This is a genomic window from Curtobacterium sp. Leaf183, assembly GCF_001424385.1.
Taxonomy (GTDB): domain Bacteria; phylum Actinomycetota; class Actinomycetes; order Actinomycetales; family Microbacteriaceae; genus Curtobacterium.
Genome location: NZ_LMPO01000007.1, coordinates 60715 through 85396 on the forward strand (window position 1 = coordinate 60715; position 24682 = coordinate 85396).

Genomic DNA, 24682 nt, shown 5'->3' on the forward strand with positions numbered 1-24682 from the left:
GATGACCGCTCGCACGCTGAGCGCCGCTGTGTCCCACGTCGGGCGCATCCGCGCGAACAACCAGGACTCCGGCTACGCGGGGGCCCACCTCTTCGCGGTGGCGGACGGCATGGGCGGGCACGCCGGCGGCGACGTCGCGTCGGCCATCGCGATCCGGCGCATCCGCGAGGTCGACCGCGAGTTCCCCTCCGCCCACGACGCCGAGTTCGCGCTGCAGTCCGCGCTCATCGCCGCGAACCAGCTGATCACCGAGACGGTGTTCGAGCACCAGGAACTCACGGGGATGGGCACCACCGTCAGCGCGATGATCCGCGTCGGCGACCAGATCGCGATCGCGCACATCGGCGACTCGCGCATCTACCGCTTCCGTGACGGCGAGCTCCAGCAGATCACGTCCGACCACACGTTCGTGCAGCGCCTGGTCGACAGCGGCCGCATCACACCGGAAGAAGCCGCGGTGCACCCGCGTCGGTCGGTCCTGATGCGCGTGCTCGGCGACGTCGACGCGGCCCCCGAGGTCGACACCGCGATCATGGACATCCGCCCGGGCGACCGGTGGCTGCTCTGCTCCGACGGGCTGTCGTCCTACCTGGCCGAGGAGCGGATCCGGCACGCCCTGGCGTCGACGATGGACGCCAACCAGGTCACGCAGCGGCTCGTCAAGGAGACCCTCGACCACGGGGCTCCGGACAACGTCACCGTCGTGGCGATGGACGTCACCGACGCCGTCCCGACCGAGGACGACGACGACGCGGCCACCACGGTCGGCTCCGCCGCGGCGCCGCTGACCTTCGAGGCGTCGACCGGCCGCAAGCCGATCCGCCTGCCCACGATCCTGCTGCACCCGCTCAAGGTCACGACCGCCCCTGAGGACTCGCACTTCGAGCCCGAGAGCGACCAGTACTTCGCCGAGCTCATCGCCGAGGACCGCCGCCGCCGAGTGCGCCGGCGCATCACGTGGACCGTCGCGCTCGTGCTCGCCGTCGCCGCACTGGTCGGTGCCGTGTTCCTCGGCTGGAGGATCGTGCAGGACCACTACTACGTCGGCTCCGACCGCGGCCAGGTCGCGATCTACAAGGGCGTACAGCAGCAGATCGGCCCGGTCGCCCTGTCCGACGTGTACGAGGACTCCGGCATCGAGGTCGCCGACCTGCCCGAGTACACCAGGGAGAACGTGCGCTCCACCATCAACGCGCAGTCGCTCGACGACGCGCGCGACATCGTCGGCCGGCTCCGCACCGCGGCGCGGACCGGGCAGGACCAGAGTGGCACGGGTGGATCCGGCGGGTCGTCGTCCTCGCCGTCCCCGAGCTCGTCGCGGTCCCCGTCGCCCTCGCCGTCCGCCACGTCCGGGGCAGCCAAGTGACCGCGACGACCTCGCCGTCGCTGACCCAGGCGATCACGATCAAGCTCCGCGAACCCGCACGGGCGCGGAACCTCGAACTCGTGCTGCTCGTCATCGCGTGCGGCATCTGCGCCGGCGCGATGGTCCTCGTCGAGCTCGGCACCAAGGGGCGTCTGTTCGACACGTCGGTGCTCTGGGCCGGGTCCACCATCCTCGGCCTGGCGCTCGTCATGCACATCGTGCTGCGCGTGGTCGCGAAGAACGCCGACCCGTTCATCCTCCCCGTGGCGCTCGTGCTCAACGGGATCGGGATCGCCGAGATCTACCGCATCGACGTGCACAACGCCCTGACCGGCTGGGACGCGATCGGCGTGAAGCAGATCGTCTGGACCCTGCTGGCCATGGTGTTCGCGATCCTGACGGTCGTCCTCGTGAAGAACCACCGGTTCCTGCAGCGGTACCGGTACATCTTCATGTTCCTGACCATCGTGCTGCTGCTCCTGCCCATGCTGCCCGGCATCGGGCTGAACGTCGGCGGTGCCCGCGTCTGGATCCGACTCGGCCCGTTCTCGTTCCAGCCCGGCGAACTCGCCAAGATCACGATGGCGCTGTTCTTCGCCGGCTACCTGGTGACGGCGCGCGACAGCCTGTCGATCGTCGGCCGGAAGTTCCTCGGCATGACGTTCCCGCGTGGGCGCGACCTCGGCCCGATCCTCATCGTGTGGGGCGTCGCGATGAGCGTGCTCGTGTTCCAGCGCGACCTCGGCACGGCGCTGCTGTACTTCGGGCTGTTCCTCGTGATGATCTACGTCGCGACCGGTCGCCTCAGCTGGGTGCTCATCGGTCTGGCGCTGTTCGTCGGCGGTGCCCTCGCGGCGGCGAGCGTGCTCGAGTACGTCCAGGGGCGGTTCGAGCAGTGGCTCAACCCCTTCGCCAACTCGGTGTACTACGCCGACACCCAGGCCAGCTACCAGCTGGTGAACGGCCTGTTCGGGTTCGCGAACGGCGGCATCACGGGCACCGGCCTCGGCCAGGGTCGGCCCTACATCACCCCCGTCGCCAACGCGGACTACATCATCGCGTCCCTCGGTGAGGAGCTCGGGCTCATCGGGGTCTTCGCCATCCTCGCGCTGTTCATCGTGCTGGTCTCCCGCGGCATCCGCGTGGGCTTCATGGCGCAGGACGACTTCGGCAAGCTGCTCGGCATCGGCTTCGGCTTCACGATCGCACTGCAGGTCTTCGTCGTCGTCGGCGGCATCACCCGGATCATCCCGGTCACCGGTCTGACGACACCGTTCATGGCCGCCGGTGGTTCGTCCCTGGTGGCGAACTGGATCATCGCGGCGATGCTGCTGCGGCTGACCGACTCCATCCCCGCAGAACAGCGTGTCCTGTCCGAGCGCGGTGGCCCGAGCGCCGCCGACCGGAAGGCCGCGCGCGGGCGGACCAGGAAGGAGCGTCGATGAAACGGCAGCTCCGCGGCGTCTCCACCGTCGTCGTGCTCATGTTCGTCGCACTCTTCGTGTCGACGACCTCGATCCAGTTCTTCGCGGCCGACTCCCTGCGCGCCGACTCGCGCAACTCGCGCACGATCCTCGACAGCTACTCGAACAAACGCGGCGCCATCCTGGTGAACGGCACGCCGATCGCCGAGTCCACCGCCGTCGACGACCAGTACAAGTACCAGCGCAAGTACGCCAACGGCGCCCTGTACTCGGCGGTGACGGGGTACTTCACGATCGGCCAGGGCAACACGGGGATCGAGAGCGCCGAGAACACCGTGCTGTCCGGCAACTCCGACGACTCGTTCTTCCAGAACCTCAACTCGATCCTCACCGGACAGGACGTGCAGGGCGACAACGTCAACCTGACCATCGACCCGGACGTGCAACAGGCCGCGTACGACGCCCTCGGGTCGAACACGGGTGCCGTCGTCGCGATCCAGCCCAAGACGGGCAAGATCCTGGCGATGGTGTCCAAGCCGGACTACGACCCGAACTCCCTGACGTCGCACGACACCGGGAACGTCAAGGCGCAGTACGACGCCCTCCTGAACCAGACGCCGACCCCGCTGCAGAACCGCGCCATCGGCGGAGACCTCTACACGCCGGGATCGGTCTTCAAGCTCGTCGTGGCGTCGGCGGCACTCGAGGGCGGCAAGTACGACCTCGACTCCGAGTTCCCGAACCCCTCGCGCCTGCAGCTGCCCGGCACGAGCACCTACATCAACAACGCCGAGGGCGGCTCGTGTGGCGGCGGGGACACCGTCAAGCTGCGCACCGCCATCCAGTACTCGTGCAACATCCCGTTCGCCGAGCTCGGGCAGAAGCTCGGGTACAGCACGATCAAGGCGATGGCGGACAAGTACGGGTTCGGCGACGCCATCGACGTCCCGATGAAGGCCACGGCCAGCCAGTACCCGGACGTCGACTCGACCGCCCAGCTCATGCTGAGCTCGTTCGGCCAGGCGAGCGTCCGTGTCTCGCCGCTGCAGATGGCGATGGTCTCGGCGGGCATCGCGAACGGCGGGTCGGTCATGCAGCCGTCGCTCATCGACTCGATCACCACGAGCGACCTGAAGACCGTCGAGTCCTTCACCCCGAAGCAGTACAGCGACCCCCTGTCCTCGTCCGAGTCATCCGACCTGACCGAGGCGATGCAGAGCGTCGTGAGCGCGGGGACCGGAACCAATGCGAAGATCGACGGGGTCGACGTCGCCGGCAAGACCGGGACCGCCGAGGGCGGCACGGGCGACCCCTACACGCTGTGGTTCACCGGGTTCGCGCCCGCGAAGGACCCGGAGGTCGCTGTGGCGGTCGTCGTGGGCAACGGTGGCGGACTCGGACAGTCCGGCGTCGGCAACTCGGTCGCGGCCCCGATCGCGAAGAACGTCATGGAGGCGGTGCTGAACAAATGAGACCCACCAGCGGACTCACCTTCGGTGGGCGGTACCAACTCTCGTCCCGCGTCGCCATCGGCGGCATGGGCGAGGTCTGGCAGGCGACCGACCTGGTCATCGGCCGGACCGTCGCACTCAAGATCCTCAAGGACGAGTACCTCGGCGACCCCGGGTTCCTCGAGCGCTTCCGCGCCGAGGCCCGGCACGCCGCGCTCGTCAACCACGAGGGCATCGCCAACGTCTTCGACTACGGCGAAGAGGACGGCAGCGCCTACCTCGTGATGGAGCTCGTGCCCGGCGAGGCGCTCTCGACCATGATCGAGCGCGAGCACACGCTGCCCGTCGACAAGGTCCTCGACATCGTCGCGCAGACCGCGAACGCGCTGCAGGCCGCCCACGCCGTCGGCCTGGTCCACCGCGACATCAAGCCGGGCAACCTGCTGATCACGCCGGACGGCCGCGTCAAGATCACCGACTTCGGCATCGCGCGCATCGCCGACCAGGTCCCGCTCACCGCGACCGGCCAGGTCATGGGCACCGTGCAGTACCTCTCGCCGGAGCAGGCGAGCGGTCACCCGGCGTCCCCGTCGACGGACGTCTACTCGCTCGGCATCGTCGCGTACGAGTGCCTGGCCGGACGCCGTCCCTTCACGGGCGAGTCGCAGGTCGCGATCGCGATGGCGCACATCAACGAGCAGCCCCCGGCGCTGCCGGGCGACATCCCCGAGCCGGTCGCGGCCCTGGTGATGTCCTGCATCGCGAAGAAGCCCGCCGACCGACCCGCCACCGCGGCGAACCTGGCCCGCGCGGCGCAGGCGCTCCGGCGTGGCGACGTCGCAGCGGCCACGGTCGCGGTCCCCGCCCTCGGCGGGGCCGGCACCGTAGCGTTCAACCCGCCCCAGGGCAACGACGCGGCCACGGCCCTGCTCGGCACCCAGGCAGGCAGTGCCGTCGGCGGCGGACCCCGCACGCCGACCTCCGCGGCCACCGCCGAGGACGACGAACCGAAGAAGAAGCGCGCCTGGATCTGGTGGGTGGTCGCCGCCGGGGTCCTCGTGGTCGCCGGTGCCGTCATCGCCGCCTTCGCCTTCGCGAACGGCGACGCAGACCCGGCTCCGAGCGCCTCGACGAGCTCGACGCCGCCACCGCCGAGCAAGACGCCGAGCCAGACACCCACACCCGAGCGCGTCGTGCTGAACCAGAGCGACTACCTCGGACGCAACACCTCCGAAGTCCAGGCCGCCCTGCGTGCCCTCGGCCTCGAGTCGACGGTGGAGGACGGCGACACCGCACCGTCCGCCGACGCGGCGAACACCGTGCAGTCGCTCACCCCGACCGGGAGCGTCGCCCCGGGGACCGTCATCACGATCCGCGAGTACACGGCACCGCCGACGGTCAACAAGCCGAACACCCCGAGTGCGGGCACGGTCTCGTCGAGCGGCGCGGTGACCTTCAGCTGGTCGGCCGCGACCTGCCCGACCGGGTACACGGTCAGCAAGTACTCGTGGACCGTCACCGGCGGCAAGGACAGCTCGGGCGCCACGTCGGGCGACACGACGTCCACCGCCGTGAACATCCAGGCCGACGCCGCGGGTTCCGAGGTGTCGTTCACGTACACCGTCACGTGCGGGTCCCTGGCGGCGTCCGAGGCGTCCGACGCAGCCACGGCGACGTGGACCGTGCAGCAGCCCTCCGACGACCCGACGAGCAACCCGACCCAGACGGGCGGCCCGCAGGACGGCAACTGAGCACCGCGGGGCCGTCCACACCGTTCCGGTAACGGTTGGGGTGGACGGCCTCGCCGCCAGCGTCTCACCAGGGAGCCCTGTCGTACACTTGCCCCCGACGGACATTCGGAGGAGTACGTGCCAGAAGGTGTGACCGCGGGGATCACGCTCCTCGCCAACCGGTACGAGATCGGTGACGTCATCGGTCGTGGCGGGATGGCTACCGTGCACGTCGGGCAGGACACGCGCCTCGGCCGCCGCGTCGCCGTCAAGCTCCTCAAGCCGAGCCTGGCCAACGACCCCGCGTTCCGCACCCGCTTCCGTCAGGAAGCCCAGGCAGCGGCCCGCATGGCGCACCCGACCATCGTCCGCGTCTACGACGCCGGCGAAGAGACCGTGACCGAGACCTCCGGTGCCGAGGTCCAGGTCCCGTACATCGTGATGGAGTTCGTCGAGGGCCGCCCCCTCAGCGACGTCATCGGCGACGGCCCGGTCGAGTCCGACGAAGCCGTCCGCATCACCAGCGGCATCCTGACCGCGCTCGAGTACTCGCACCGCGCGGGTGTCGTGCACCGCGACATCAAGCCCGCCAACGTCATGGTCACGCAGACCGGCCAGGTCAAGGTGATGGACTTCGGCATCGCCCGGGCCATCACCGACACCTCCGCCACGGTCGCGCAGACCACGTCGATCCTCGGTACCGCGTCGTACTTCTCGCCGGAGCAGGCCCGCGGCGAGACCGTCGACGCGCGCACCGACCTCTACTCGACAGGCATCGTCCTGTTCGAGCTGCTCACCGGTCGCCCGCCGTTCCTCGGCGACTCGCCCGTTGCGGTCGCGTACCAGCACGTCAGTGAGCAGCCCGTCCCACCCTCGACGATCACGCCGTCGGTGTCGCCGGCGATCGACGCGGTCACGCTGCACGCCCTGGTCAAGGACCGGACCCGTCGCTTCCAGAACGCAGCCGAGTTCCGACGCGACCTCGAACAAGCCGGAGCCGGACAGGTCCCCGCCTCCACCCGGAAGCTGCAGCAGCAGCGCGCGAACGACGCCTCGACGATGCTCTTCGGCGTGAACCCCCGGACGACCTCCAACCCGGAAGTCGCCTTCCGAGAACTCGACGACACCCAGGAGCACCGCCCCCAGCGCACGCAGAACCGCCCCCCGGTCGCGTGGATCTGGGTCGGCATCCTGCTGACGATCGCCGTGATCGCGGGTGTGGTCTTCTGGGTCGCGAACCTGCAGCCCGGACAGGCCCCGGTGTCGTCCTCGGTCAGTGTGCCGAACGTCGTGGGAGCCGCCTGGTCCTCCGCAGAGAAGGTGTTCGACCAGAAGGACCTGGTGCCGGTCCGCGTCGACGAGAACTCCGACGACGTCGACAAGGGCACGGTGATCCGCACCGAACCCGGGTCCGGCACGAACGTCGCCCGCAAACAGAACGTCCGCGTGGTCGTCTCACTGGGGCCGGAGCAGGTGAACGTGCCCGACGTGGCCAACCAGGCCCAGGACGCCGCCCAGAACGCGCTCAAGGCCGCCGGCTTCGAGGTCGGGGCGATCAACACCGACTACTCGCCGTCCGTGCCCGAGGGCACCGTGCTCAGCACTGACCCGGCCGCCAACACTTCGCTGACCAAGGGCACGGTCGTGAACCTGCGCGTCTCGAACGGCATGGTCCAGCTGCCGGACGTCTCGCAGCAGCCGATCGCGACGGCGAACCAGACGCTCGCCAACCTGGGGCTCACGGTCCGCCAGCAGGCGTCGTACACCTGCATCGGTGGTCTTGTGGTCCAGCAGGACCAGCCAGCCGGTGACATCGCCCAGGGCAGCACCGTCGTGCTGACCTACTGCGCCGCGTCAGCCCGACCCACCTCACCCCCGACGCAGGCGCCCGCCCAGGGCGGCGGCGACAACGGCGGCACCGGTGGCGACGGCGGCGACGACGGCAACTGACCCACCGATCGGTGCGGCGCCGTGGAACCGGCATCCGCCGACCAGGAGGCCCGCGGCCGAACGCCACGGGCCGCCTGTCCGACGGGCGGTCACGTCACCGCCAGCGCCGGTTCGGTCCGTCAGTCGCGGCGCGTGGCGATGAGCGGGCCGAGGCCCGCCGCACGCTCGGCGGCACCGGACAAGCCGGCGGTCTCGAGCCAGTTGCCCACCATCCGGTAGCCGCCTTCGGTCAGGACGGACTCGGGGTGGAACTGCACGCCGTAGACCGGGGCGTCCTGGTGCTGAACGCCCATGATGACGCCGCCCTCGGTCCGGGCCGTCACCGTGAGTTCGTCCGGCACCGTGCCGTCGACGATCGCCAGCGAGTGGTACCGCGTCGCGGTGAAGGGGTGCGGGACACCCGTGAACAGCGCACTGTCGTCGTGGTCGACCTGCGAGGTCTTGCCGTGCATGAGCTCTTCGGCATGCGTGACGGTCGCGCCGAGGGCCTCGGCGATGGCCTGGTGGCCGAGGCACACGCCCAGCAGTGGCTTGTCGACGTCGATGGCCGCGCGCACGGTCGCGATCGACACTCCGGCGTCAGCGGGGGTTCCGGGGCCGGGCGACAGCAGCACCCCGTCGTACTCGGCGATCCGGTCGGCGATCTCCGACGCGGGGAAGGCGTCGTTGCGGACGACGTCCGTCTCGGCGCCGAGCTGCTGGACGTAGCCGTTGAGGGTGTACACGAAGCTGTCGTAGTTGTCGACGACGAGGATCCTGGTCATGGTCGGTTCACCGTACTCGTGGGGGTCGTGCGGAGGCTCTGTGGGGCCCGTCCACACACGTGTTCACGGTAGGATACCGGCCATGGCCAAGGACAAGGACCGCACCAAGCCCGCCCGGAGGACCCGAGCCGACTCGGTCGACACGGCGGGCGACCAGCCCAACCCCGTGTGGTTCAAGCCGGTCATGTTCGGCTTCATGCTGATCGGGCTCGCCTGGGTCATCGTGTTCTACATCTCCCAGGGCACGCTGCCGGTGCCCACGCTCAACTCGTGGAACATCCTGATCGGCTTCGGGATCATGTTCGTCGGCTTCCTGATGACCACGCGCTGGCGCTGATCCCCGCCCGCACCGTCGAACGACGCCCGCTGCCCCCCTCGGTGCAGCGGGCGTCGTCGTTCGTGGGCAGGAACGACCAGCTCGCACTCGGCTACCGCGGGTTCTCCACAGCCGAGACCGTTCTCCACACTCTTGTCCACACCCCGGGTCCGGAGTTGTCCACAGCTGTTTCCACAATGGGGATAATCACACCCGTGTAACTCAGGGAGTTCTCCACAGACGGCGAACGCCCCGTCACACCGGAGCGTGACGGGGCGTTCGGGGATCAAGGTCAGCCGACAGCGATCGCGTACCCGACGTAGGTCAGGGCGATGATCACGACGGCCTCGAGTGACAACAGCGTGATCTGCAGACGCCGCTTTCGGATGTTCCGGGTCTTGGCGAAGACGTACCCGGTCAGGAAGCCAACGGCGATGCCACCGACGTGTGCCTGCCACGAGATGTTCGTACCGGGCAGGAACCCGATGAGCAGGTTGAGTCCGATGATGACCAGCAGGGACACCGCGTTGCCGCCCAGGCTGCGCTGCAGCATGAAGAAGGCGGCGAACAGCCCGAAGATCGCACCGGAAGCACCGACGACCGACGAACCCGGTGCGATCAGCGTGACCGCCATGGACCCGCCGAGACCGGCCAGGAAGTACAGCGCCAGGAACCGCCACGTCCCGAGCATGTTCTCGAGCATCCGGCCGAAGATGAACACCGCCCACATGTTGAAGGCGATGTGCAGGAAGCCGGAGTGCACGAACAACGACGTCACCATGCGCCACGGCTGGGTGGGCAGGTAGGCGGCGTTGAAGAAGAACAGCTGGGTGAAGAACCCGCGCGTGACCTGGTCGAGCAACCAGATCAGCACGGAGACGGCGACGATGACGACCGTCGCCTTCTGGTCGAGCATCGCGAACCGACGTCGCGCGACCGTGATGCCGTTCGGGGCTCCGGACGCGCGACGGTTCGCGGCGAACTGCATGCGCTGTTCACGCACGCACTCAGGGCAGTGCACCCCGACCGCCGCCGGTGTCTGGCATTCGGTGCAGATCGTCCGCCCGCACCGCTGGCACAGGATGAAGCTCTGTCGGTCCGGGTGCCGGTAGCAGTAGTTGGCCGGGTTGTACGCCTGGTCGGTCACAGGTGTCAGACGGACTCGACGTCGATGCTGTTGATCACGACGTCCTCGATCGGCTTGTCACGGCCGTCGGTCGGGACGCCCTCGATCGCGTCGACGACCGCGCGCGACTCGTCGTCCGCGACCTCGCCGAAGATGGTGTGCTTGCCCTGCAGCCAGGGGGTCGCCACCGTGGTGATGAAGAACTGCGAGCCGTTCGTGCCGCGGCCGCCCTGGATGCCGGCGTTGGCCATGGCGAAGATGTACGGGTTCTGGAAGGTGAGCTCCGGGGAGATCTCGTCGTCGAACCGGTAGCCGGGGCCGCCGACACCCTGACCGAGCGGGTCGCCGCCCTGGATCATGAAGTCCTTGATGATGCGGTGGAAGACCACGCCGTCGTACAGCTTGTCGGTCGAGACCTTGCCCGTGCCCGGGTGGGTCCATTCCTGCTGCCCCGTCGCGAGGTCGACGAAGTTCTTGACGGTCTTGGGGGCGTGGTTGCCGAACAGGTTGACGCGGATGTCGCCCTTGTTCGTGTGGATCGTTGCGACAGCGGTGTGCAGAGACATGTTCCGATTCTCGCATGTGCGACCTGCGTACAGACGAGACGCACAGGCACGGCCCTGTGACCTGTCAGGCGACCTGGTGGCAGGATGGGTCCACGCCGTTCCGATGGAGGTACCAGATGACGACGATCGAACTGTCGCGCAAGCGCCGGAAGCAGATCAAGAAGCTCAAGGGCAAGACCGCCTCGCTCCTCGGCGAGCAGCGCAAGGTGCTCGAGCACGCGAACGAGATCCTCGCCGACGCCCGGTCGCACGCCGCCGACGCCGCACGCAAGGACATCGCCCCCCGCGTCCAGCACGCGATCGACAACGGGGTCCGCCCGGCTGTCGCCACCGGTGTGCACGCCGCCACCTCGGCCGCGCAGTCTGCGTCGCACCGGTTCCAGACCGAGGTCATCCCCGGCCTGGTCTCGACTGCGGGTTCGGTCATGAGCGTGGGCGACCTCGCCAAGGACCCCCGCGTCAAGAAGCTCGTGAAGAACGCGCAGAAGAAGAGCAAGAAGGCCCGCAAGACCGCGGCGAAGTACGTGCCGTCCGGTCACAAGAAGCAGGGCCTCGGCTTCGGTGGCGTCGCGCTGATCGTGGTCGGGGTGGTCGCCGTCGCCGGTGCCGCCTACGCCGCGTACCAGACGCTCCGCGCCGACGACGACCTCTGGGTCGCCGACGACGCCGACTCGGCGGGCAAGTCCGCCGCCTGACCTCCCGGTTCGTTCGAAGGGCCCCGGCATCCGCCGGGGCCCTTCGTCGTCCCGGGAGGCGGCGCGCACTCGACGGCCGCTCCACCCCGCGAGGTTCCAGAATCACGGAACCTCGACCGCCGTGACGGTCCAGTCCTCGCACCGCAGCGATTCACTCGCGGCGAGTCTTGTCACCTGGATCCGCCGTGTGGGCACCGGAACCGGGCCGAGCGGGCGCCACGAGCGCTGACGCACACCGTGGCGGACGGGGAGGCCCGTGACGGCCTGGCACCGGTCCTCCCGTCCGACTGCCGGCGCGCCCACGCGGTGACTGGTCACAACGCACCGCGCACGCGAACCCAAGCGGTGCGTCCTGGCCGCTCGCGCGCACACAGCGACATCGCGCCGCAGGGGAAGCGGCGCGAACTGGCACGACGACCGAACGCGGCGAAGGGAGGCACGAACGCAGCAGCGTTCGATCTGAGGGAGTGGAGCCTGGGAGAATCGAACTCCCGACATCCTGCTTGCAAAGCAGGCGCTCTACCAACTGAGCTAAGGCCCCGGGCGCCACCGACGATGTCGGCGACCGGATGAAGTTGTACGTGGTGGGGCTACAAGGACTTGAACCTTGGACCTCTTCGTTATCAGCGAAGCGCTCTAACCGCCTGAGCTATAGCCCCTCAGACCGGATGAAAGCCTAGCGCACGAAGTCGCGGGAGCGAAATCGAGCGGGTGACCTCATCCGGACCGGGTGTGTCAGTTGTTCGTGAAGCCCACGAGCAGGCCGCCCGTGATCCGCACACTGAGGTTGTACAGCACGCTCACGATGGCGCCGAGCACGGTGCCGACCACCACGTTGAGGATGCCCACGACGATGGAGAACCCGAGCACCTGGCCCAGCGAGAACTGGTCCATGATCGAGTAGTTGTTCTGCCCGGTGACGTCCTTGAGCAGGGCGTCGATCTGGGTGAACACGCCGGTCTGGTTGAGGATGACCCACACCAGCGCGGTCGCCACGACGATCACGATGCTGCCGGCCAGGGCGACGAGGAAGGACAGCTTCACCATCGACCAGAAGTCGAGGTAGACCAGCCGCAGTCGCACTTGACGAGTGCCGACGGGTCGTTTCGCCTTCTTCTGGAGCTTCTCGGCGACACTACTCATTGCTTGGCTGGTCCTCTCCGGCCTCGTCGTCGACGGGCGCGGGGTTCGTGGGCGCGTTGTCGGCGGCATCGGTGGGTTCCGGCGCCGCTTCGTCAGGGCTGACGGTCTCGACCGGGCCCGCGGTCTCGATCTCGGCGTCGTCCTGGTCGTCCAGGTTCCGCTCGCTGTTCCGGGCCACCGCGATGATCCGGTCGTTCTCGGCGAACCGAGCGAAGACGACGCCCATCGTGTCGCGTCCCTTGGCGGGGACCTCGGCCACGGCAGACCTTACCACCTTGCCCGATTGCAGCACGACGAGCACCTCGTCGTCCTCGCCGACGATGAGAGCACCCACAAGATCGCCCCGGTCGGCCGCCAACTTGGCCACCTTGATGCCGAGTCCGCCACGGCCCTGGATGCGGTACTGGTCGACGCCGGTGCGCTTGGCGTAGCCGCCCTCGGTCATCACCCAGACGAACCCGTCGTCCGAGACGACCCGTGCGGCGAGCAGCGAGTCGTCGCCGCGGAAGGACATGCCCTTCACACCGGAGGTCGAACGGCCCATCGGTCGGAGCGTGTCGTTCGTCGCCGTGAAGCGGAGCGACATGCCGTGCCGCGACACGAGCAGCAGGTCATCGGTCTCGTCGACGAGCAGCGCCGAGCGGAGCTTGTCGCCCTCGCGCAGGTTGATCGCGATGATGCCGCCCGTGCGGTTCGTGTCGTACTCGGTCAGGGAGGTCTTCTTCACGAGGCCCTGCTCGGTGGCGAGCACGAGGTACTGCGCCGCCTCGTAGTCGCGGATGTCGAGCACCTGCTGGATCTGCTCGTCCGGCTGCATCGCGAGCAGGTTCGCCGAGTGCTGGCCCTTGGCGTCACGCCCGGCTTCCTGCAGCTCGTACGCCTTGGCCCGGTAGACCCGGCCCTGGTCGGTCAGGAACAGCAGCCAGTGGTGCGTCGTCGTAACGAAGAAGTGCTCGACCACGTCGTCCGCGCGGAGCTGGGCACCGCGGACCCCACGACCGCCTCGGTGCTGCGACCGGTACTGGTCGCTGCGGGTGCGCTTGACGTACCCGCCGCGGGTGATCGTGACGACCACCTCTTCTTCGGGGATGAGGTCCTCGATCGACATGTCGCCGTCGTACCCGAGCATGATCTCGCTGCGACGGTCGTCGCCGAAGCGCTCCACGATCTCGTCGAGCTCCTCGCCGATGATCGAGCGCTGACGCTCGGGCCGCGCGAGGATGTCCTCGAAGTCGGCGATCTTGAGCTCGAGGGCTTCGGCCTCTTCGTGGATCTTCTGTCGCTCGAGCGCTGCCAGGCGGCGGAGCTGGAGTTCGAGGATCGCGCGGGCCTGGATCTCGTCGACGGACAACAGGTCCATCAGGCCGCTGCGCGCTTCTTCGACGTCGGGGGAACGGCGGATGAGCGCGATGACCTCGTCGAGGGCGTCGAGGGCAGCCAGGTAGCCGCGCAGGATGTGCGCCCGCTTCTCGGCTTCGCGCAGGCGGTACTTGGTGCGGCGGACGATGACCTCGACCTGGTGGTCGACCCAGGCGGAGATGAACCCGTCGAGCGCCAGCGTGCGCGGGACGCCGTCGACGATCGCGAGCATGTTCGCGCCGAAGTTCTCCTGCAGCTGCGTGTGCTTGTACAGGTTGTTCAGCACGACCTTGGCGACGGCGTCGCGCTTGAGCACGATGACCAGACGCTGCCCGGTGCGACCGGAGGTCTCGTCACGGATGTCCGCGACGCCGGCGAGACGGCCGTCCTTGACCAGCTCGGCGATCTTGATCGCGAGGTTGTCCGGGTTGACCTGGTACGGCAGCTCGGTGACGACCAGGCAGGTGCGACCCTGGATCTCCTCCACCGAGACGACGGCACGCATCGTGATCGAGCCACGACCCGTGCGGTAGGCGTCCTGGATGCCCTTGACGCCGAGGATCTGCGCGCCGGTCGGGAAGTCCGGGCCCTTGATCCGCTGCATGAGCGCGCCGAGCAGCTCTTCGCGCGAGGCGTCCGGGTGCTCCAGCGCCCACTTCGCACCCGACGCGACCTCGCGCAGGTTGTGCGGCGGGATGTTCGTCGCCATGCCGACCGCGATGCCGACCGAGCCGTTGACGAGCAGGTTCGGGAAACGGGCCGGCAGGATCGCGGGCTCTTGCGTGCGACCGTCGTAGTTGTCCTGGAAGTCGACGGTCTCTTCGTCGATGTCCCGGACCATCTCCATGGCGAGCGGCGCCATCTTGGTCTCGGTGTACCGCGGTGCCGCAGCGCCGTCGTTGCCCGGGGAGCCGAAGTTGCCCTGACCGAGCGCGAGCGGGTAGCGGAGCGACCACGGCTGCACCAGGCGGACGAGCGCGTCGTAGATCGCGCTGTCGCCGTGCGGGTGGAACTGGCCCATGACGTCGCCGACGACGCGCGAGCACTTCGAGAAGGCGCGGTCGGGGCGGTAGCCGCCGTCGTACATCGCGTAGATCACGCGGCGGTGCACGGGCTTGAGCCCGTCGCGCACCTCGGGCAGCGCGCGACCGACGATGACGCTCATCGCGTAGTCGAGGTACGAGCGCTGCATCTCGAGCTGCAGGTCGACCTGGGAGATGCGGTCGCCGGAGACGACGATGTCCCCGACCTCGCCGTGCACGATCTCGGGCTGGTCGTCGTTGGTGTCGTTCTCGTCAGCCATGCGGCTCGGCTACCTTTCTGACGGCCGGGAGGCCGTGGTGACGTTCATCGCGGTGGGCGCGACCACAGGTGGTCGGGACCAGGGCGCGCGGCGGACACCGCGCCTCCTGGGCGGGTCTAGATGTCGAGGAACCGGACGTCCTTCGCGTTCTGCTGGATGAAGGACCGACGCGCGTCGACGTCCTCGCCCATCAGCGTCGCGAACACGCTGTCGACCGCCGCGGCGTCCTCGAGCGTCACCTGCAGCAGGGTGCGGGTGTCCGGGTTCATCGTGGTGTCCCAGAGTTCCTTGTAGTCCATCTCGCCGAGGCCCTTGTAACGCTGGATCCCGTTGTCCTTCGGGATGCGCTTGCCCGACGCGATGCCGGCCTGCAGCAGTGCGTCGCGCTCACGGTCGCTGAACACGTACTCGTGCGCCGAGTTCGACCACTTGAGCCGGTACAGCGGCGGCTGCGCCAGGTACACGTAGCCGCGCTCGATGAGCGGGCGCATGTAGCGGAACAGGAGCGTCAGCAGCAGCGTGGTGATGTGCTGGCCGTCGACGTCGGCATCGGCCATCAGCACGATCTTGTGGTACCGGGCCTTGTCCGGGTCGAAGTCCTCGCCGATGCCGGCGCCGAACGCCGTGATCATCGACTGGATCTCCTGGTTCGCCAGGGCACGGTCGAGGCGCGCCTTCTCGACGTTCAGGATCTTCCCCCGGAGCGGCAGGATCGCCTGGGTCATCGGGTTGCGCCCCTGCACGGCGGAACCGCCGGCGGAGTCGCCCTCGACCATGAAGATCTCCGACAGGGTCGGGTCCTTCGACTGGCAGTCCTTGAGCTTGCCGGGCATGCCGCCGGACTCGAGCAGCCCCTTGCGGCGGGTGGTCTCGCGGGCCTTGCGGGCGGCGAGCCGGGCCTGCGAGGCCTGGATCGCCTTGCGGACGACGTCGCGGGCCTGCGTCGGGTTGCTCTCGAACCAGTGGGTGAGCTCGGTGCCGACGACGCGCTGGACGAAGGACTTGGCCTCGGTGTTGCCGAGCTTGGTCTTCGTCTGCCCCTCGAACTGCGGCTCGGCGAGCTTCACGGAGATGACGGCGGTCAGCCCTTCGCGGATGTCGTCACCCGTCAGGTTGTCGTCTTTCTCCTTGATGATCTTGGCTTCGCGGGCGTACCGGTTCACCAGGGTCGTCAGCGCCGCGCGGAAGCCCTCTTCGTGGGTGCCGCCCTCGTGCGTGTTGATCGTGTTCGCGAAGGTGTGGACGCTCTCCTGGTACGAGGTGTTCCACTGCATCGCGACCTCGAGCGCGATCTTGCGCTCGGTGTCCTCGGCCTCGAAGCCGATCACGTCGGGGTGCACCAGGTCGGCCTTCTTCTGCCGACCGAGGTACTCGACGTAGTCGGCGAGGCCGCGCTCGTACCGGAAGGAGTCGTGGCGCGACTCCTCGCCCTCGTCGGGAGTGCGCTCGTCACGCAGGTTGATGCGGAGGCCCTTGTTGAGGAACGCCATCTGCTGGAAGCGACCGCGCAGGGTCTCGTAGTCGAAGACGACGGTCTCGAAGATCTCGGCGTTCGGCCAGAACGTGATCGTCGTGCCGGTCTCGTCGGTGGCTTCGTCCTCGGACACGGGTGCCACGGGGACGCCGTCGGTGTAGCTCTGCCGGTACACGTGCCCCTGGCGACGGACCTCGACGTCGAGTTCCGAGCTGAGCGCGTTGACGACCGACGACCCGACGCCGTGCAGACCGCCGGAGACCGCGTACCCGCCGCCACCGAACTTGCCGCCGGCGTGCAGCACCGTCAGGACGACCTGCAGCGTGGAGACCCCCTCGGCCGCGTGGACGTCGACCGGGATGCCGCGGCCGTTGTCGACCACACGGACGCCGCCGTCTTCGCGGATGGTCACGTCGATGGTGTCGCAGTAGCCCGCGAGGGCTTCGTCCACCGAGTTGTCGACGATCTCCTGCACCAGGTGGTGGAGACCGCGGGGTCCGGTGGAGCCGATGTACATGCCCGGGCGCTTGCGGACGGCTTCGAGCCCCTCGAGCACCTGGATCTGGTCTGCGCCGTACGACTGTTCGCCTGACGTGTTCTGGTCGTCTTCAGATCCTGATGCCATGTCGCGAGAGCTCCTGCCTGCGCACGGAACGCCCGCGCACTGCACCGCCCAGTCTATCGCAGGCGCTTCGTCCTCGAGGGTGAAAACGGCCCGTGGACGGCCGATTTCGCGACCAGAGGATGATTTGGTCTGCTCAACCGTAGGTGTCGCGAGGACCGCGCCCCTGAACGCTCCTGAGGCCGCGTTTCCAGGTGGGGGCGTCTGGGCCCGAAACTCGGATCGACTCGACGCCCGCCTCCGGGTGCCGTTCCGCGATGGTCGTCGTGACCGTCGCCCGCATCAGTCGGAGCTGCGTCGCCCACGCCGTCGAGTCGCACCGGATGACCAACGCGCCGTCTTCGATGGTCACCGGGGTGGAGTGCCTCGCGAGCTCGTCGCCGACGACGCTCGGCCAGTCGGTGAAGAGCTCGGAGCGTGCCAGCGGCTCGGTCCAGCCGAGCTCGGCGGCGAGCGACCCGACGATGTCGCCCAGCCCCTTCGGCTCGCGGCCGCGGCCGTAGGGCACGGTGTCGGCGTCGAACTCCTTGGCACGACGCCGCCGTGCGTCGACCCCGCGCTTGGAGGGGTCGCCGAACACGGCCTTGAGGTGGCCGTAGACGCGGGCCGGTTCGGTGGGGCGCCAGGGGCGGGGCATCAGGCGTCGGCTTCCGTGGTCGCCGGGGCCGCGGCTCCCGACGTCGCCGGACTGGAGGCCGTGGCCGCGTCCGTCTCGTCGGTCACGATCGCGCCGGCCTCGATCCGCACGGTGTGCGCCGCCAGCTGGACGGGCACGTCGCCGAACACCGCGGCCGTGATGAGCACCTGCTCGTAGTCCGCCACCGCGTTGCCGAGGCGTTCACGGCGCGACTCGTCGAGTTCCGCGAAGACGTCGTCGAGGATGATGATCGGGTCGCCGAGCGTCGACTCGGCGCGGAGGATCGAGGCGCTGGCGAGCTGGATCGCGAGTGCGAAGGACCAGGATTCCCCGTGGCTGGCGTACCCACGGGCAGGTAACCCGTTCAGGGTGAAGAGGACGTCGTCACGGTGGGGTCCAGCGAGGGTCAGTCCGCGGTCGAGTTCGTCACGACGACGACGCTCGAGCGCCGCGCGGAAGGCCTCGGCCGCCGCCGGCACGGTGACCGGTTCATCCGGTGTCCCCAACACGGGGTCCGTCGCCGAAGCGTCCTCGGGATCGCCGCCACGGACGCTCAGCACCCCGGTGATCGAGGCCTCGTGCCGCTCGCCCGCGACGGTCGCGTAGGCCTCGGCGACGAACGGCGCGAGCCGTCGGGTCAGGTGGTCGCGCGCGGCGATGATCTCGGAGCCGAACGCGACGAGCCGCTCGTCCCAGACGTCGAGCGTGGCGAGCGATCCCGACTTGGCTCCGGTCGCCCGAGCCGACTTGAGCAGCGTGTTGCGCTGCCGCAGCGTCCGGTCGTAGTCGGCGATGACGCCCTGCATGCGCGGGGCGATCTGCACGAGGAGTTCGTCGAGCATCCGGCGCCGGCCCGACGGTTCACCCCGGACCAGCGCGAGGTCCTCCGGTGCGAACAGCACGCTCGTGCAGTACCGCGGCAGTTCGCGCGCCTTGATCGGCGCCCGGTTGATCTGTGCGCGGTTCGACCCCGTGCGGTTGATCTGCACCTCGGCCAGGATGCTGCGGTCCTCGTGTGCGAGTCGTGCGCGGACGATCGCGGCGTCGCAGCCCTGGCGGACCAGTGCGGCGTCGGTCGGGACACGGTGGGACCCGAGGGTGGAGAGGTAGGCGATGGACTCGACCAGGTTGGTCTTGCCCTGGCCGTTCCGCCCGACGAACAGGTTCGGCCCGCGTGCGAGGTCGACCTCCGCCTGCCGGTAGTTCCGGAAGTCGGTGAGCTGGAGGTGGTCGACGTGCACGCGGGCCGGAGCGGAGTCCCGGAGGGACTAGGCCTTCTTGACGGCGTGGCCGCCGAACTGGTTGCGCAGCGCCGCGACGGCCTTCATCGTCGGGGACTGGCTTCCCTGACGCGAGACGAAGCGCGCGAACATGGCCGCGGAGAGCGCGGGCATCGGGACCGCGAGCTCGATCGCCTCTTCGAGGGTCCAACGACCTTCGCCGGAGTCGTCCACGTAGCCCTCGAGCTCGTCGAGCTTCGGGTCCTCGTTGATCGCCAGGACGAGCAGGTCCAGCAGCCACGAGCGCACGACCGTGCCGCGCTGCCACCCGGCGAAGACCGCGGGGACGTCGTGGACGATGTCCTTGGCCTCGAGGAGCTCGTAGCCCTCGCCGTAGGCCTGCATGATCGCGTACTCGATGCCGTTGTGCACCATCTTGGCGTAGTGCCCGGCACCGACGCCGCCGGCGTGCGAGAAGCCCTCGCTGCGAGGACCCTCGGGACGGAGCGCGTCGAACACGGGCATCGCGAACTCGAGGTCCTTGACGTCGCCGCCCGCCATCATGCCGTAGCCGTTGTCCTTGCCCCACACGCCGCCGGAGACGCCGACGTCCATGTAGCGGATGCCCTTGGCGTCGAGCTGCTTGGCGTGCTTCTCGTCGTCGAGCCACTTCGAGTTGCCGCCGTCGATCACCAGGTCACCCGGCTCGAGCACCTCGGCCAGGTCGTTGATGACGTCGTCGGTGATCTTCCCGTGGGGGACCATGACCCAGACCAGGCGCGGGCCGGTGAGGGCCTTCGCCAGTGCCCCGAGGTCGGCGACGTCCGAGACGGCGGGGTTCGCGTCGTAGCCGACGACGTCGATCCCTGCGTTGCGCAGACGCGCACGCATGTTGTTGCCCATCTTCCCGAGGCCGACAAGACCGATCTGCATGATTTCCTCTTCTGTTCGTCGTCGCGCTGTCGCTGCCCGTGGCGCGTCAGCGCAGTGTCCGTCTGTTGCGCTATCGCAGCAGGAGATTGGGCTGCAGCAGGTACCGGTATCCGTCCGTGGCCGGTTCCTCGCGCGAGGACTGGCCGGTGATGAGCACCGGGCCCGGCTTGTTGGGGTTCTCCGTCTTGGTGAAGGAGATGCGGACGAACTCGGAGTGCACCGCGTTCAACCCGTCCAGGAGGAAGGCGGGCTTCAGCGAGACCACCGTTTCCTCACCGGTCAGCAACGCATCGATCGACTCTGATGCCTGCGCTTGTTCGGATCCGATCGCCTCGAGTGTGAGCCCGTCGACCGAGAAGGAGAACCGGAGCGCCGCTTCGCGCTCCAGGACGAGGGAGACCCGGCGGACCGCTTCGACCAGCTCGGCCGTGTTGATCACGGCGTGGTCCTGCACGGTCTCGGGGAAGAGCCGGCGGACCGGCGGGTAGTTGCCCTTGATGAGCAGGGACGTGACCGTCTTGTCGGCGGCCTGGAAGGCGATGAGTTCGCGCTCGGACGAGCCGCTGATCGACACCGACACCGTGCTGGCCGACCCGAATGTGCGGCCGACTTCCTGCAGGGTGCGGGCGGGGACGAGCGCGTGCAGCGTCGTGGACCCGGTGTCGCCGGCGGCGCGGCCGGAGTCCCACTGGATCGTCCGGACTGCGACGCGGTAGCGGTCGGTCGCGATGAGCGAGAGGTCGTGGTCGCTGACCTCGAGCTGAACGCCGGTGATGACCGGGGTGACGTCGTCGCGGCTGGCGGCGACGGCGACCTGGGACACGGCTTCGGAGAACGCGTCACCGGGGATCACACCGGTCTGCTCGCCGATCTCCGGCAGGGTCGGGTACTCCTCGACCGGCATGCTCAGCAGCGTGAAGTGCGCCGAGCCGCAGGTCACGGTGATGCGTGACTCTTCCGTGGAGAACGACACGGGGGCGTTCGGCAGGCGGCTCGCGATGTCGTTCAACAGGCGGCCGGAGACCAGGACCGTGCCGGACTCGTCGATCTGCGCCGCGATCGAGGTCTGTGCCGAGACCTCGTAGTCGAACGACGAGAGCGTCAGACGATCACCCTCGGCGTGGATGAGCACACCCGACAGGATCGGGAGGGTCGTGCGCTGTGGGAGGAGCTTCACCGCGAATGAGACGGCTTCGGAGAAGACGTCCCGGTTGACCTCGAACTTCACAGCTGGGACCCCTGTCGTGTCGTCGGACTGTCCGGCCGCCCCATTGTGGCACAGCGGAGCGGAGCCCGGATTTCTTGTCATCCCGCCGTCCACAAGGTTGGCCCAGTGATCCAGAGAGATGAAGAGAGACAAGACCATTAACGCCTGTGCACACTGTGGACAACTCTGGGGATGCCGGTCACCGACAGGGAACTACAAGCGTGTGACTTGTGGGCGGCCTGTGGGACCCATCGGGATGAATCAATCTCATCTATCCACTTCCATCCCCAGATTCCACAGGTGACCCCTGCGCTGTGAACAACCCGGCGGCGTGTCCTCCACAGTTATCCACAGGCTTTCCACACTGTGAGAAGTCCGGCTGATGGAACCGTCTCAGATGGTGGACGCGCGCCAGGACGAGCCGATCTCGTCGGCGTGGTCCGAGCCTCCAGGCCCTGAGAACCGATGTTCAGGCGGTCCCCGAGCGGCGCGCTCAGCGGTAGCGGCGGTCCTGCTTGATGCGGCTGGTGAGTTCCGTCACCTGGTTGTAGATCGAGCGGCGCTCCTTCATGAGCTCCGCGATCTTCTTGTTCGCGTACATCACCGTGGTGTGGTCGCGGTTGCCGAACAGCTGCCCGATCTTGGGCAGGGAGAGACTCGTGAGCTCGCGGCACAGGTACATCGCGATCTGGCGTGCGGTCGCGATCGCCTGCGACCGGGAGGACCCGTAGAGGTCGTCGACGGAGAGCTTGAAGTACTCCGCGGTGTGGTTGATGATGTCGGTCGGCGCGATGACGTTGTCCTCGTCGAGCGTGATCAGGTCCTTGAGGACCGTCTGCACGAGCGCCATGTCGACCGCGGTCCGGTTCAGGCTCGCGAACGCGGTGACCCGGATGAGCGTGCCCTCGAGTTCGCGGATGTTGCTCGAGACCTTCGACGCCATGAACTCGAGGATGTCGTCGGGGACCTGTAGGTGGTCCGACTGCGCCTTCTTGCGGAGGATCGCGATGCGGGTCTCGAGGTCGGGAGCCTGGACGTCCGTGATCAGACCCCACTCGAACCGACTGCGCATGCGGTCCTCGAAGCCCGTCAGGTGCTTCGGCGCCACGTCGGACGTGATGACGACCTGCTTGTTGTGGTCGTGCAGCGTGTTGAACGTGTGGAAGAAGGCTTCCTGCGTGGAGTCCTTGCCCTGCAGGAACTGGATGTCGTCGATGAGCAGGATGTCGATGTCGCGGTACCGCTGCTGGAACTGGTTCGCCCGGTTGTTCGCGATCGAGTTGATGAAGTCGTTCGTGAACTCCTCACTCGACACGTAGCGCACGCGGATGCCCGGGTACAGGCTCTCGGCGTAGTGGCCGATCGCGTGGAGCAGGTGGGTCTTGCCGAGTCCCGAGTCGCCGTAGATGAACAGCGGGTTGTAGGCCTTGGCCGGGGCTTCCGCGACGGCGACCGCTGCGGCGTGGGCGAAGCGGTTCGAGGCGCCGATGACGAAGTTGTCGAAGTTGTACTTCGGGTTGAGCCGGGACTCGGGTCGGCCGCTGGTCCCCGGTGCGTCGATCTGGCTCGGGACGAACGGGGCCTCGATGTACTGGCGGGGGGCCACGCTCTGCTCGACCGGCATCTGCGTCGGCTCGGCGTAGGCCGGCACCGAGGGGTCGACCCGGGGCTCGGAGGCCATGTCCGGGTTGACGGTGATCGCGAAGTTCGCCACGGAGTCGTCGCCGATGCGGGAGACGGCCTCGGTGATGGGGACGCGGATGCGCTGCTCGAGCATGCCGCGGGTCAGGTCGTTCGGCACCTCGAGGTAGAGCGTGCCGGCGAGGACGCCCTTCGGTTCGACGAGGTTGAGGAAGCCGTGCAGCTGCGGCGTGATCCGGTCGTCCTGGGCGAGGAGTCCGAGGACCGACGACCAGAGGTCCTCGACAGGGTCGGCCGGCATCGTCATGTCGCGCTCGTCTCCAGGTGTCGTGTCGTCGGGTACTCGTCGTGCTGCATCGAGCGCGCGGATCCGTGTGCGGACCGAGGCGACTTCGTCGACGCCGTCGTTCCGTCGGGCGGGATCACGGGCGTGACTTGCCCACAGGGTTGTCCACAGTCGCGGCCACGGCTGCCCGGGTCGATCCGGGAGTGGTGCTTCCGCGTCGTACCGGGCCGCAAGGCGGTTCGATCACACCACTGTAAAGGACCGGAGCGGGTCCCACCGAACGGAAGTTGTCCCCAGTGTGGAGAACGCTCGCTCCCCGCTGTTCCCGGCGGATGCACGGCCTCGGACGTGCTCCGGGGTTTGACCTCGGCGCACTCGGTCACGTACCGTTGTCCAGTTGACTGCGGCCCCTTGGTCGCGCCCACCTGCGTCAACCCACCCCATTCGTGACGGCCCGCCTCGAGCAGCCGTATGGAGAAGATCATGAGCAAGCGCACCTTCCAGCCGAACAACCGTCGTCGCGCCAAGAAGCACGGCTTCCGTCTCCGCATGCGCACCCGCGCCGGCCGCAGCATCCTGGCCGCACGTCGCGCCAAGGGCCGTACCGAGCTCTCTGCGTGATCTGATCCTGCTGGATCCGCTCACCGCTGTTCCCGGCGCCGCGTCGGCTGGACCACTGTCCTGCCGCGCGGCGCTTCGGTGTGCCGTGCGCAGGAACCGATCGTGGTGACCGCGTGATCGCGCGTGCGAACCGCATCGTCCGCGGCGACGACTACCGGATGACGGTCCGGCGTGGGCGTCGCAGCGCGACCGGCAACGTCGTGGTGTCCGTGGTCCGACGGTCCACGGATGCGTCGGGTCCGACGCGGTTCGGGTTCATCGTGGCGAAGACGGTCGGCAACGCCGTCACCCGCAACCTGGTCCGGCGGCGTCTCAAGGCCATCGCGCACGAGCTCCTGCAGACGCACCCCACGGGCTTCGACGTGGTGGTCCGCGCACTGCCAGCCGCTCCGCAGGCCACATGGCCTACCCTGCTCGAAGACGTCTCGCGATCGTTCGCGCGCGGTGTGGAGAAGGCAGCATGAACCGGACGCTCCTGAAGCGTGTCCTGTGGACCGTGGCGTTGCTCCCGCGCAACGCCTGCGTCGTCGTGCTCCGGGCCTACCGTGCCGTCATCTCACCCCTGTACGGCAACGTCTGTCGGTACCATCCCTCGTGCTCGCGCTACGCGCTCGAAGCGATCCAGCAGTACGGCGTCGTACGCGGGACCGCCATGGGCGCATGGCGCATCGGCCGCTGCAACCCCTGGGCTGCCGGCGGCATCGACGACGTCCCTGATCGTCGTCGGCCCTACCTCGTCAACCGGTTCGGGTTCGTCCTGGCTCCGGTGCCGCAGCAATCGCAGTCCCCGGTCAGCTCGGTCCGACCGATGCTGCTCCCCCAGCGCACTCGAAAGGCGTGACCGTCCT

General features: G+C 68.4%; 21 protein-coding genes and 2 tRNA genes. 10 read left to right on the forward strand and 13 right to left on the reverse strand.

Annotation, left to right across the window (positions count from 1 at the left end; genetic code table 11):
• The first annotated feature begins 1 nt into the window (after window position 1).
• From ASG04_RS04630 to pknB, 5 genes are all read left to right on the forward strand, one after another.
• Window positions 2-1366 carry a Stp1/IreP family PP2C-type Ser/Thr phosphatase gene (locus ASG04_RS04630; RefSeq protein WP_056120968.1) on the forward strand — a complete coding sequence of 455 codons (1365 nt, stop codon included), beginning with the start codon at window positions 2-4 and terminating at the stop codon, window positions 1364-1366.
• Complete coding sequence (locus ASG04_RS04635; RefSeq protein WP_056120971.1) at window positions 1363-2811, forward strand: FtsW/RodA/SpoVE family cell cycle protein; 1449 nt, start codon at window positions 1363-1365, stop codon at window positions 2809-2811. Before ASG04_RS04630 ends, ASG04_RS04635 begins: the two co-directional genes overlap by 4 nt.
• Window positions 2808-4262 carry a peptidoglycan D,D-transpeptidase FtsI family protein gene (locus tag ASG04_RS04640; RefSeq protein ID WP_056120973.1) on the forward strand — a complete coding sequence of 485 codons (1455 nt, stop codon included), beginning with the start codon at window positions 2808-2810 and terminating at the stop codon, window positions 4260-4262. The genes ASG04_RS04635 and ASG04_RS04640 overlap by 4 nt, the downstream gene beginning before the upstream one ends.
• On the forward strand, window positions 4259-5992 hold the full coding sequence (locus ASG04_RS04645; protein ID WP_056120975.1) for a serine/threonine-protein kinase: 1734 nt from the start codon (window positions 4259-4261) through the stop codon (window positions 5990-5992). The genes ASG04_RS04640 and ASG04_RS04645 overlap by 4 nt, the downstream gene beginning before the upstream one ends.
• Window positions 5993-6109: 117 nt before the next feature.
• Complete coding sequence (gene pknB / locus ASG04_RS04650; protein ID WP_235515436.1) at window positions 6110-7921, forward strand: Stk1 family PASTA domain-containing Ser/Thr kinase; 1812 nt, start codon at window positions 6110-6112, stop codon at window positions 7919-7921.
• A gap of 119 nt (window positions 7922-8040) precedes the next feature.
• Here pknB and ASG04_RS04655 read toward each other — a convergent pair whose 3' ends face one another.
• On the reverse strand, window positions 8041-8685 hold the full coding sequence (locus ASG04_RS04655) for an anthranilate synthase component II (RefSeq protein ID WP_056120976.1): 645 nt from the start codon (window positions 8683-8685) through the stop codon (window positions 8041-8043).
• Between the two features lie 82 nt (window positions 8686-8767).
• Here ASG04_RS04655 and ASG04_RS04660 point away from each other — a divergent pair, with 82 nt between their 5' ends.
• Entirely contained in the window at window positions 8768-9022 is a 255-nt protein-coding gene (locus ASG04_RS04660) for a cell division protein CrgA (protein ID WP_056120978.1), read from the forward strand.
• Window positions 9023-9293: 271 nt separating this feature from the next.
• Here the strand turns inward: ASG04_RS04660 and ASG04_RS04665 are convergent, their stop codons facing one another.
• The gene (locus ASG04_RS04665) at window positions 9294-10004 is read right to left on the reverse strand and encodes a rhomboid family intramembrane serine protease (RefSeq protein ID WP_235515437.1); all 711 of its coding nucleotides are present in this window, start codon (window positions 10002-10004) and stop codon (window positions 9294-9296) included.
• 149 nt (window positions 10005-10153) lie between these two features.
• On the reverse strand, window positions 10154-10693 hold the full coding sequence (locus ASG04_RS04670; RefSeq protein WP_056120982.1) for a peptidylprolyl isomerase: 540 nt from the start codon (window positions 10691-10693) through the stop codon (window positions 10154-10156).
• Window positions 10694-10809: 116 nt separating this feature from the next.
• Between ASG04_RS04670 and ASG04_RS04675 the strand changes: the two genes are divergently transcribed.
• A complete protein-coding gene (locus tag ASG04_RS04675; protein ID WP_056120984.1) occupies window positions 10810-11388 on the forward strand; it encodes a hypothetical protein in 579 nt (192 codons plus the stop codon).
• 468 nt (window positions 11389-11856) lie between these two features.
• Here ASG04_RS04675 and ASG04_RS04680 read toward each other — a convergent pair.
• The 10 genes from ASG04_RS04680 to dnaA form a co-directional block, all read right to left on the reverse strand.
• Window positions 11857-11929, reverse strand: a tRNA-Ala gene (locus tag ASG04_RS04680).
• Between the two features lie 41 nt (window positions 11930-11970).
• Window positions 11971-12047: transfer RNA gene (locus tag ASG04_RS04685), tRNA-Ile, on the reverse strand.
• Window positions 12048-12123: 76 nt separating this feature from the next.
• A complete protein-coding gene (locus ASG04_RS04690) occupies window positions 12124-12531 on the reverse strand; it encodes a DUF3566 domain-containing protein (RefSeq protein ID WP_056120986.1) in 408 nt (135 codons plus the stop codon).
• Entirely contained in the window at window positions 12524-15193 is a 2670-nt protein-coding gene (gene gyrA / locus ASG04_RS04695) for a DNA gyrase subunit A (RefSeq protein WP_056120987.1), read from the reverse strand. The genes ASG04_RS04690 and gyrA overlap by 8 nt, the downstream gene beginning before the upstream one ends.
• A 116-nt stretch (window positions 15194-15309) precedes the next feature.
• The gene (gene gyrB / locus ASG04_RS04700; protein WP_056120989.1) at window positions 15310-17292 is read right to left on the reverse strand and encodes a DNA topoisomerase (ATP-hydrolyzing) subunit B; all 1983 of its coding nucleotides are present in this window, start codon (window positions 17290-17292) and stop codon (window positions 15310-15312) included.
• Window positions 17293-17425: 133 nt separating this feature from the next.
• Window positions 17426-17926, reverse strand: coding sequence for a DUF721 domain-containing protein (locus ASG04_RS04705; RefSeq protein ID WP_056120990.1), 501 nt, complete (start codon window positions 17924-17926; stop codon window positions 17426-17428).
• Window positions 17926-19167 (reverse strand): DNA replication/repair protein RecF, encoded by a 1242-nt coding sequence (recF, locus tag ASG04_RS04710; RefSeq protein WP_056120992.1) that lies wholly within the window; start codon window positions 19165-19167, stop codon window positions 17926-17928. Before recF ends, ASG04_RS04705 begins: the two co-directional genes overlap by 1 nt.
• Before the next feature lie 27 nt (window positions 19168-19194).
• Window positions 19195-20079, reverse strand: a complete 885-nt coding sequence (gene gnd, locus ASG04_RS04715; protein ID WP_056120994.1) for a phosphogluconate dehydrogenase (NAD(+)-dependent, decarboxylating) — start codon at window positions 20077-20079, stop codon at window positions 19195-19197.
• A 70-nt stretch (window positions 20080-20149) separates the two neighbouring features.
• Complete coding sequence (dnaN, locus tag ASG04_RS04720; RefSeq protein ID WP_056120996.1) at window positions 20150-21307, reverse strand: DNA polymerase III subunit beta; 1158 nt, start codon at window positions 21305-21307, stop codon at window positions 20150-20152.
• A gap of 472 nt (window positions 21308-21779) precedes the next feature.
• Window positions 21780-23234, reverse strand: a complete 1455-nt coding sequence (gene dnaA, locus ASG04_RS04725; RefSeq protein ID WP_056120998.1) for a chromosomal replication initiator protein DnaA — start codon at window positions 23232-23234, stop codon at window positions 21780-21782.
• Window positions 23235-23696: 462 nt separating this feature from the next.
• On the opposite strand from dnaA, the gene rpmH reads away from it, so the two are divergent.
• From rpmH to yidD, 3 genes are all read left to right on the forward strand, one after another.
• Entirely contained in the window at window positions 23697-23834 is a 138-nt protein-coding gene (rpmH, locus tag ASG04_RS04730; RefSeq protein WP_055951440.1) for a 50S ribosomal protein L34, read from the forward strand.
• 113 nt (window positions 23835-23947) lie between these two features.
• The gene (gene rnpA / locus ASG04_RS04735) at window positions 23948-24298 is read left to right on the forward strand and encodes a ribonuclease P protein component (RefSeq protein WP_056121000.1); all 351 of its coding nucleotides are present in this window, start codon (window positions 23948-23950) and stop codon (window positions 24296-24298) included.
• Window positions 24295-24675, forward strand: coding sequence for a membrane protein insertion efficiency factor YidD (gene yidD / locus ASG04_RS04740; RefSeq protein ID WP_056121002.1), 381 nt, complete (start codon window positions 24295-24297; stop codon window positions 24673-24675). Before rnpA ends, yidD begins: the two co-directional genes overlap by 4 nt.
• The last annotated feature ends 7 nt before the right edge of the window (window positions 24676-24682 follow it).

Coding starts and splice junctions, on each gene's coding strand:
- ASG04_RS04630 (WP_056120968.1), top strand. CDS start 2: ATGACCGCTCGCACGCTGAGCGCCGCTGTGTCCCACGTCGGGCGCATC.
- ASG04_RS04640 (WP_056120973.1), top strand. CDS start 2,808: ATGAAACGGCAGCTCCGCGGCGTCTCCACCGTCGTCGTGCTCATGTTC.
- ASG04_RS04645 (WP_056120975.1), top strand. CDS start 4,259: ATGAGACCCACCAGCGGACTCACCTTCGGTGGGCGGTACCAACTCTCG.
- ASG04_RS04655 (WP_056120976.1), bottom strand. CDS start 8,685: ATGACCAGGATCCTCGTCGTCGACAACTACGACAGCTTCGTGTACACC.
- ASG04_RS04660 (WP_056120978.1), top strand. CDS start 8,768: ATGGCCAAGGACAAGGACCGCACCAAGCCCGCCCGGAGGACCCGAGCC.
- ASG04_RS04670 (WP_056120982.1), bottom strand. CDS start 10,693: ATGTCTCTGCACACCGCTGTCGCAACGATCCACACGAACAAGGGCGAC.
- ASG04_RS04675 (WP_056120984.1), top strand. CDS start 10,810: ATGACGACGATCGAACTGTCGCGCAAGCGCCGGAAGCAGATCAAGAAG.
- ASG04_RS04690 (WP_056120986.1), bottom strand. CDS start 12,531: ATGAGTAGTGTCGCCGAGAAGCTCCAGAAGAAGGCGAAACGACCCGTC.
- gyrA (WP_056120987.1), bottom strand. CDS start 15,193: ATGGCTGACGAGAACGACACCAACGACGACCAGCCCGAGATCGTGCAC.
- gyrB (WP_056120989.1), bottom strand. CDS start 17,292: ATGGCATCAGGATCTGAAGACGACCAGAACACGTCAGGCGAACAGTCG.
- ASG04_RS04705 (WP_056120990.1), bottom strand. CDS start 17,926: ATGCCCCGCCCCTGGCGCCCCACCGAACCGGCCCGCGTCTACGGCCAC.
- gnd (WP_056120994.1), bottom strand. CDS start 20,079: ATGCAGATCGGTCTTGTCGGCCTCGGGAAGATGGGCAACAACATGCGT.
- dnaA (WP_056120998.1), bottom strand. CDS start 23,234: ATGACGATGCCGGCCGACCCTGTCGAGGACCTCTGGTCGTCGGTCCTC.
- rpmH (WP_055951440.1), top strand. CDS start 23,697: ATGAGCAAGCGCACCTTCCAGCCGAACAACCGTCGTCGCGCCAAGAAG.
- yidD (WP_056121002.1), top strand. CDS start 24,295: ATGAACCGGACGCTCCTGAAGCGTGTCCTGTGGACCGTGGCGTTGCTC.